Origin of the sequence: Mesorhizobium sp. M0514 (genome assembly GCF_040321145.1) — a bacterium.
Taxonomy (GTDB): Bacteria; Pseudomonadota; Alphaproteobacteria; order Rhizobiales; family Rhizobiaceae; genus Mesorhizobium.
Map to the genome: position 1 here is coordinate 1 of NZ_JAMYQZ010000152.1, position 7378 is coordinate 7378.

The 7378-nt window shown below is 62.8% G+C and carries 9 protein-coding genes and 1 pseudogene; 6 read left to right on the forward strand and 4 right to left on the reverse strand.

Annotation, left to right across the window (positions count from 1 at the left end):
- Positions 1-218, forward strand: a pseudogene (locus NKI61_RS31625) (PLP-dependent aminotransferase family protein); the annotation flags it as partial.
- A 42-nt stretch (positions 219-260) separates the two neighbouring features.
- On the opposite strand, the gene NKI61_RS31630 reads toward NKI61_RS31625, so the two are convergent.
- Positions 261-425: a hypothetical protein gene (locus tag NKI61_RS31630; protein ID WP_023669098.1), complete on the reverse strand. Its 165-nt coding sequence runs from the start codon at positions 423-425 to the stop codon at positions 261-263.
- Between the two features lie 187 nt (positions 426-612).
- On the opposite strand from NKI61_RS31630, the gene purL reads away from it, so the two are divergent.
- The 3 genes from purL to NKI61_RS31645 all read left to right on the forward strand — a co-directional run bounded on the left by purL (position 613) and on the right by NKI61_RS31645 (position 3698).
- Entirely contained in the window at positions 613-2844 is a 2232-nt protein-coding gene (gene purL / locus NKI61_RS31635) for a phosphoribosylformylglycinamidine synthase subunit PurL (RefSeq protein WP_352842288.1), read from the forward strand.
- Positions 2841-3365: a hypothetical protein gene (locus NKI61_RS31640; protein ID WP_023690196.1), complete on the forward strand. Its 525-nt coding sequence runs from the start codon at positions 2841-2843 to the stop codon at positions 3363-3365. The genes purL and NKI61_RS31640 overlap by 4 nt, the downstream gene beginning before the upstream one ends.
- Positions 3366-3464: 99 nt before the next feature.
- Positions 3465-3698, forward strand: coding sequence for a BolA/IbaG family iron-sulfur metabolism protein (locus NKI61_RS31645; protein ID WP_010909092.1), 234 nt, complete (start codon positions 3465-3467; stop codon positions 3696-3698).
- A 12-nt stretch (positions 3699-3710) separates the two neighbouring features.
- On the opposite strand, the gene NKI61_RS31650 is transcribed toward NKI61_RS31645, so the two are convergent.
- Positions 3711-4544 carry a phosphodiester glycosidase family protein gene (locus NKI61_RS31650; RefSeq protein WP_352842289.1) on the reverse strand — a complete coding sequence of 278 codons (834 nt, stop codon included), beginning with the start codon at positions 4542-4544 and terminating at the stop codon, positions 3711-3713.
- 160 nt (positions 4545-4704) lie between these two features.
- On the opposite strand from NKI61_RS31650, the gene grxD reads away from it, so the two are divergent.
- Entirely contained in the window at positions 4705-5040 is a 336-nt protein-coding gene (grxD, locus tag NKI61_RS31655) for a Grx4 family monothiol glutaredoxin (protein ID WP_023669102.1), read from the forward strand.
- 118 nt (positions 5041-5158) lie between these two features.
- On the forward strand, positions 5159-6427 hold the full coding sequence (locus tag NKI61_RS31660; protein WP_352842290.1) for a multidrug effflux MFS transporter: 1269 nt from the start codon (positions 5159-5161) through the stop codon (positions 6425-6427).
- A gap of 56 nt (positions 6428-6483) precedes the next feature.
- Here NKI61_RS31660 and NKI61_RS31665 read toward each other — a convergent pair whose 3' ends face one another.
- Positions 6484-6891 carry a UCP034077 family protein gene (locus NKI61_RS31665; protein WP_352842291.1) on the reverse strand — a complete coding sequence of 136 codons (408 nt, stop codon included), beginning with the start codon at positions 6889-6891 and terminating at the stop codon, positions 6484-6486.
- A gap of 85 nt (positions 6892-6976) precedes the next feature.
- A partial coding sequence (locus NKI61_RS31670) for an inositol monophosphatase family protein (RefSeq protein WP_352842292.1) occupies positions 6977-7378 on the reverse strand: 402 nt, incomplete at its 5' end.

The following is a 7378-nucleotide window of genomic DNA, read 5'->3' on the forward strand; positions in this document are numbered from 1 at the left end:
ATCCCTGGCTGTCCGGCACGTTCAGGAGCGCATGCCTCGAAAATGGCGTGCTCCTCGACGACGAGGACGAGTTCAAGGCGGGGCGTTCCGAGCAGGTTTTTCACGGCGTGCGTTTCGGCGTCTCGCAGCCAAGGCGGCGCGAGGACATCACCGGCGGCGTCGCGGTGATCCGGCGGCTGCTGGAGGAAGGCCGCGCCGGCTACGACAGTTCGTCCTGAATCGTTGGCGCTAAACCGTGCCCCTGCGTACCGATCTCAGGTTCAGCCCTCTGCCTTGAAGTTTTTGGCTTCCTTCGCGCCCTTGTCCTTGCCGTGCTTCTCGGCCAGGTCCTTGGCCTGCTTGGGCGAAACGTCGGTGGTCTCGGCAATATGCATGGCCTCCTTGTCGGAGAGGCGATTGTCTTTCTTGCCTTGCTTGGTGGCCATGTCGAAATCTCCTGATTGCTTTGAGGCCTAACGGCCGGGATGCCATAGCGTTCCCCAACGGCGCCCCGCTACCATCGTCGCCTTGTGTTTTCCGGCGTTTTTCGTCATCCGATGGGGTGTATCACGCCAAAGCTTGCGATATGAGGGGACTCAAATTCCCCTCTCCCATGGACACCAATCGCCGCCCATGACCATTTCCAATTCCGTGCCGATCACCCCGGAACTCATAGCCGCGCATGGGCTCAAGCCCGACGAATACCAGCGCATCCTCGATCTGGTCGGGCGCGAACCGAGCTTTACCGAACTCGGCATCTTCTCGGCGATGTGGAATGAGCACTGCTCCTACAAATCCTCGAAGAAATGGCTGCGCACGCTGCCGACCACCGGGCCGCAGGTCATCCAGGGTCCGGGCGAGAATGCCGGCGTGGTCGATATCGGCGATGGCGACTGCGTCGTCTTCAAGATGGAGAGCCACAACCATCCCTCCTACATCGAGCCCTACCAGGGTGCGGCGACCGGCGTCGGCGGCATATTGCGCGATGTCTTCACCATGGGCGCGCGGCCGATTGCGGCGATGAATGCGCTGCGCTTCGGCGCACCCGACCATCCCAAGACCAGGCACCTGGTCAGCGGCGTGGTTTCCGGCGTCGGAGGATACGGCAACGCCTTTGGCGTGCCGACCGTCGGCGGCGAGGTCAATTTCGACGCCCGCTACAACGGCAACATCCTGGTCAACGCCTTTGCCGCCGGCCTCGCCAAGACAGATGCGATCTTCCTGTCGGAAGCCAAGGGCGTCGGCCTGCCGGTCGTCTATCTCGGCGCCAAGACCGGCCGCGACGGCGTCGGCGGCGCCACGATGGCCTCGGCCGAGTTCGACGACAAGATCGACGAGAAGCGCCCGACCGTGCAGGTCGGCGATCCCTTCACCGAAAAATGCCTGCTCGAAGCCTGCCTTGAGCTGATGGCGTCCGGCGCCGTCATCGCCATCCAGGACATGGGTGCGGCCGGCCTCACCTGTTCGGCGGTCGAGATGGGCGCCAAGGGCGACCTCGGCATCGAGCTTCACCTCGACCATGTGCCGGTGCGCGAAGAGCGCATGAGCGCCTATGAGATGATGCTGTCGGAGAGCCAGGAGCGCATGCTGATGGTGCTGCGCCCGGAGAAGGAAAAGGAAGCCGAGGCGATCTTCCACAAATGGGGCCTCGACTTCGCCATAGTCGGCAAGACCACCGACGATCTGCGCTTCCGCGTCATTCACCAGGGCGACGAGGTCGCCAACCTGCCGATCAAGGACCTTGGCGACAAGGCGCCGGAATATGACCGCCCCTGGGTCGAGCCGAAGAAACCTGCGGCGCTTGCCGCCGGCGATGCGCCGAAGGCCGATGTCGCCGACGCGCTGCTGAAACTGCTCGGCGGGCCGGACCTGTCGTCGCGGCGATGGGTATGGGAGCAATACGACACGCTGATCCAGGGCAATTCGCTGCAGCTTCCGGGCGGCGACGCCGGCGTGGTGCGCGTCGAAGGCCATCCGACCAAGGCGCTCGCCTTCTCCTCCGACGTGACGCCGCGCTATTGCGAGGCCGACCCGTATGAAGGCGGCAAGCAGGCGGTGGCCGAATGCTGGCGCAACCTTACCGCCACCGGCGCGCTGCCGCTGGCGGCGACGGACAACCTCAATTTCGGCAATCCGGAACGGCCCGAGATCATGGGCCAACTGGTCGGCGCGGTGAAAGGCATTGGCGATGCCTGCCGCGCGCTCGGCTTCCCGATCGTGTCGGGCAATGTCTCGCTCTACAATGAAACCAACGGCCAGGGCATCCTGCCGACGCCGACCATCGGCGGCGTCGGGCTGATCGCCGACTGGTCGAAGATGACCCGTATCGGCTTCGCCGCCGAGGGCCAGATGATCCTGCTGGTCGGCGCACCCGCAAGCTGGGGCAGCCATCTCGGCCAGTCCGCCTATTTCAGGGACATCCATGGCCGTACCGACGGGCCGCCGCCATCCGTCGACCTCGCGCACGAAAAGCGCGTCGGCGACCATGTCCGTGCGCTGATCGCGTCGGGCGTCGTGACCGCGGCCCATGACCTTTCCGATGGCGGCTTGGCGATAGCCCTGGCCGAAATGGCGATGGCGTCCGGCATCGGCGCCACAATTCCGGGGCTCGCCGGCACCGACCCGATCCCGGTCTGGTTCGGCGAAGACCAGGGCCGCTACCTGCTGACGCTGTCCGTCGATCCGCAGAGCAAGGAATGGGACGCCATCCGCGAGGAACAGAGCAAGCTCGGCATCTTTGCGCCATGGATCGGCTCGACCGGTGGAAACGAACTGAAGCTCGGCGATGCCAGGGCGATCCCGGTCAGCGAATTGACCGCCGCCCACGAAGGCTGGTTCCCGAACTTCATGGACAAGTCCAGTTGACCAGCCTGGCAGCCCGGACGCTGATCGCAGTCGTCTTCTGGCCGTCGCTGTTCTTCTTCTGGTTCCTCGGGCCGTTCGTCTTTTTCCTGCTGTCGACGACCTCGAGCGAGGTCTGTCCGCTGCTGGAAAGGCGTGACCAGTTCCTTGAGGCGGCCAATGGCACACTGCAGATGCTGGCCTTGCAAAGTCTGATCTATGCGATCCCCATCGTCTGCCTGGTGGTGTGGAGCCGCCTTTTGCCGAACCCGGCGCGCGCAAGGCATGTCGCCACCTGCATCAAGCTCTTTGCCATTGCGGTCATTACCGGCGCGCTGTGGGAATACGGGTCATCGCTGATCTGCGACGGCTATGGCCAACCATTCTTTTCGCCCTTGTGGCAGATGACCAGCTATCTCCCGATCATCAACCTGGCGCTCAACATCCCGCTCTATGTCCTGGTGTTCAGCCTTGGCCGGGGGTTCTCGACCCGCGACGACATTACCGAAGATGGTGTGGTTCACCCGCGGCAGGATGGCCCTTAGACACTGCGTCGCCGACAGAACGGCTTCAACCCGGACCAGAAAGGCTTTAGGCTGCCGTGCGAGTCACTCGTGCCTAGCCGCCCAGAACAGGATTTTGCCATGGCAATGGATGCCCACGACATCGAAAAACTGATCAAGGACGGCATTCCGGACGCCAAGGTGACGATCCGCGACCTCGCCGGTGACGGCGATCACTATGCAGCCGAAGTGGTGGCCGAAAGCTTCCGCGGAAAGAGCCGCGTCCAGCAGCACCAGATGGTCTATGATGCGCTGAAGGGCAATATGGGCGGCGTGCTGCACGCGCTGGCCCTGCAGACCAGCGTGCCGGACTGAAGCCAGACTGGCCTACTGTTTCTGCGGCTGCTTCGCCGACACTGACGTGATCGGCTTCGCCGACACTGAGATGATCGGGCCCGCCGGGTATTTTCCGCCGACGATCATTCTTTTCCCATCCGACAGCGCGGAAACCGCGCCGTCGAGGAACAGCGCGTTGCGGCATTGTAGCGCGTCGCGAAACAGCCGCGCAAAGCTGCCGAAACTGACCTCAGACCGCGAGATCGCCAGCAAAACGGTGTTTTCATCGCGCACGCCGACGCCGTTGCGGATGTAGCGCGAGGTTCCGTTCGGCTCGAAGCGTGGGTGAATCTTGCCATCGATCACCAGCATCGGGCCGGACTGCGTGGCGAAGGCAACATCGCGTTTGGTGACCGCATAGGCGTTGCTTTCCATGACAGCCGCCTTGCCGTCATTGCCCACCAGAAAGACGCCGTTCGGTTTCAGGAAGAAATTGCCTTCGCCGTCGGCAAGATTGAGCCGTGACTTTTCGCTGCCGTCCTCGACCAGCAGGCCGACCGGCGACAAATCCTCGTGATACATGCCGCCATTCATGGCGAGCAGCACCGGCCTCCCCTCGCCCGCAACCGCCTTGTCGAAGGCTTCGAGCGAACCAAAAGGCTTGCCATCGGCGCCGGCGTGGAAAACACCGATGCTGTCGGCGCGAAGATCGGTCTCGCAGACGACATAGGTCACCGCCTCGAAGGCGACATTCCGGCAAGGCGCGGGCAGGTCACCGCCAATGACCAGCGGCGGCGGCTCGGGGCGGCTCGGCCACCAGACAACGGCAATCGCCGCCAGCAGGATGGCGATCGGAAGGGCGGCGCCATATCGTCTTTTCATCATGTTCCGAAGGTTGCAATCGGCTCGGATGCTTGGCCCAAGACAGGCGATCCTTTGCGCCATTTCCGCGACGGCGGCGCAAACATCTTGTTTCGGCCCATCTATGGGTTTATTTGATGGCTATGCTTCGAGCCTGACTCCCACAGGCGTGAAAGGATATCTCATGAGCGGCATCAACGACTACATCGACAGCGAAGTAAAGGGCAACGACGTCGTCCTTTTCATGAAGGGCACGCCCGGTTTTCCGCAGTGCGGCTTTTCCGGCCAGGTCGTCCAGATCCTCGATTACATCGGCGCCGACTATAAGGGCGTCGACGTGCTGACCTCGGCCGAACTGCGCCAGGGCATCAAGGAATATTCGAACTGGCCGACGATCCCCCAGCTCTACGTCAAGGGCGAATTCGTTGGCGGCTGCGACATCATCCGCGAAATGTTCCAGGCGGGCGAGTTGCAGACGTTGCTCGTCGACAAGGGCGTCAGCGTCAAAGCGACAGCCTGATTCTGAATTGAGACGGGGCAGCCCCGCCCCGGCAAAATGTTACCTCCCCCTATCGGAGTGAGGACGAACTTATGCGCCGGCATGCCGGCGCATATTCGTTTTGAAGATCGGACCCGCCGTGGACCAGCCAGCAAAAGCGCCGCAACAGGCACGCAAATTGCCTATTCCGCGCTGGGAATTCATCGCGCTGTGCGCGGCACTGATGGCGTTGAACTCGCTGGCCATCGACATCATGCTGCCGGCGCTGCAGCAGATCGGCGCCACGCTCGGCGTCGAAAATGAAAACCACCGCCAATATGTGATCACCGCCTATATGCTCGGCTTCGGCGGCGGACAGCTTTTCTTCGGGCCGATTTCGGACCGGTTCGGGCGCCGCGCGCCATTGGTCGCCGGGCTGGCGATCTATGTCGTGGCGGCTGCGGCCGCGGCCATCGCCCCGTCCTTCGCCATCCTGTTGCTGTGCCGGCTTGTGCAAGGCATCGGTGCTGCCGCCACACGCGTCATCGCCGTCTCGATCGTGCGCGATACGTTCGACGGCCGGCGCATGGCCGAGGTGATGTCGCTGATCTTCATGGTGTTCATGGCCATCCCGGTGATCGCGCCCGGGATCGGCCAGGCCATCATGCTGTTCGCAACCTGGCACTGGATCTTCGTCACCATGGCGGTCGGGGCGCTGATCGTGTCGGCGTGGTCGCTGCTGCGCCTGCCGGAGACTCTGCATCCCGAACATCGCCGGCCGTTGACTGTCTCTTCGGTGATCGACGGCTTCCGCATCGTGCTCACAAACCGCCTCACGCTCTGCTATGCTTTCGCCAGCACCTTCATCTTCGCCGCTATGTTCGGCTTCATCATCTCCGCGCAGCAGATCTATATCGACATCTTCCACGTCGGCGAGCTGTTCCCGGTCATCTTCGCCGGCGTTGCGGGCGTGCTGGCCTTCTCGAACTACCTCAACTCGCGGCTGGTCGGACGGATCGGCATGCGCCGGCTGTCGCAAGGCGCGCTGCTTCTGTTCCTGTGCATCAGCCTTGCCTGGCTGGTCGTCTCGCTGGAAATGAACATGCCGCTCTGGCTGTTCATCACCTTCTTTGCCTCTGCGATGCTGCCTTTCGGCGGGCTCGGCGCGAATTTCAACGCGCTCGCGATGGAGCCGCTCGGGCAATTGGCGGGCACGGCGTCGTCCATCCTGGGCTCCATGCAGACATTTCTCGGCGGCATTCTCGGTACGCTGATCGGCCAGGCCTTCAACGGCACGGTGACGCCGCTGGCCGCAGGGTTCTGCAGCGTCTCGGTTGCGGCCCTGCTGATGATCCTGATCGCCGAGCGCGGCAAGATGTTCCAGCCGCACAACCCACCCATTTCAGGGCACGTCACCGACCTGCATTGAGCGACGCGCCTTGAGATTGTGGTGTCAAAACCGCATCCACCTTTATGCGACGCGTTTCAGGATGCGCCGCCAATCACTGCCGTGAAACGAGGGAACAGCGGGCGCCCTGCGATGGCGCCACCCATGCTGTCCGACAGCGGCATCGGCAGAGCCTTGTCGAGCGCTTCGAGCACGGACGTGACGAAGACCCGGTTGAGCGCGGCATCGTCTCCCATATGCGAAAAGGTGGCGCGCGGCTTGCCCATCAGCGTGCCGTTTTTGCGAATTGAAAAACTCAGCGTCAGGGTCAGGCCAGCACTTCCAGGCGGCGGCTGCCAACAGGCAAAGATCGCGTCGAACATTTCGTCGATGGTGTCGACGGGATCGGGGCTACGACACGCGCGCTCCTGCGATCGTGCCTCAGTGGCGCTGGCGACCAGGGCAAGTGCAAGTGCCGTTGCAACAATTGCGGACCGATGTTTCATTTCGCGGCTTCCGACTTCGCGAGAGATTGGACACTATAACAGAGCCAATATACTTGACGAAAGCCTCTACGAGCAGTTGGACCGATTATTGCGCCCAGAGCTCCCTGCGCAACTCCTGCCAGCTTTCCTTGTCCGGGGCGACAAGAATGCCGCCGTCGATATGCGAGGGCAGATAGGCGCTACCGTCGATCCGCGCGGTGTAGCCGCCGGCCTCGGCGTGGATCAGCACACCGACCAGATGGTCCCACGGCATCAGTTTGTTGTAGACGACGAAATGGGCATGGCCGCTGGCCAGAAGACGGTATTCATGTGCCGCGCAGCGATAGCCGAACTGCGACAGGGTCTTGGTCTGGTTGCGCGCCAGGAGCGAGCGTTGCGGTTCCGCCAGATATTGCCAGGAGACGGAGCCGGTCATCTGTGAGATCGGCACGGCATCGGCGACATGCACCGTCTCCAGCACGCCATGCGCATGGCGAATATGGCTGCC

Coding starts and splice junctions, on each gene's coding strand:
- NKI61_RS31630 (WP_023669098.1), bottom strand. CDS start 425: ATGGCCACCAAGCAAGGCAAGAAAGACAATCGCCTCTCCGACAAGGAG.
- purL (WP_352842288.1), top strand. CDS start 613: ATGACCATTTCCAATTCCGTGCCGATCACCCCGGAACTCATAGCCGCG.
- NKI61_RS31645 (WP_010909092.1), top strand. CDS start 3,465: ATGGCAATGGATGCCCACGACATCGAAAAACTGATCAAGGACGGCATT.
- NKI61_RS31650 (WP_352842289.1), bottom strand. CDS start 4,544: ATGATGAAAAGACGATATGGCGCCGCCCTTCCGATCGCCATCCTGCTG.
- grxD (WP_023669102.1), top strand. CDS start 4,705: ATGAGCGGCATCAACGACTACATCGACAGCGAAGTAAAGGGCAACGAC.
- NKI61_RS31665 (WP_352842291.1), bottom strand. CDS start 6,891: ATGAAACATCGGTCCGCAATTGTTGCAACGGCACTTGCACTTGCCCTG.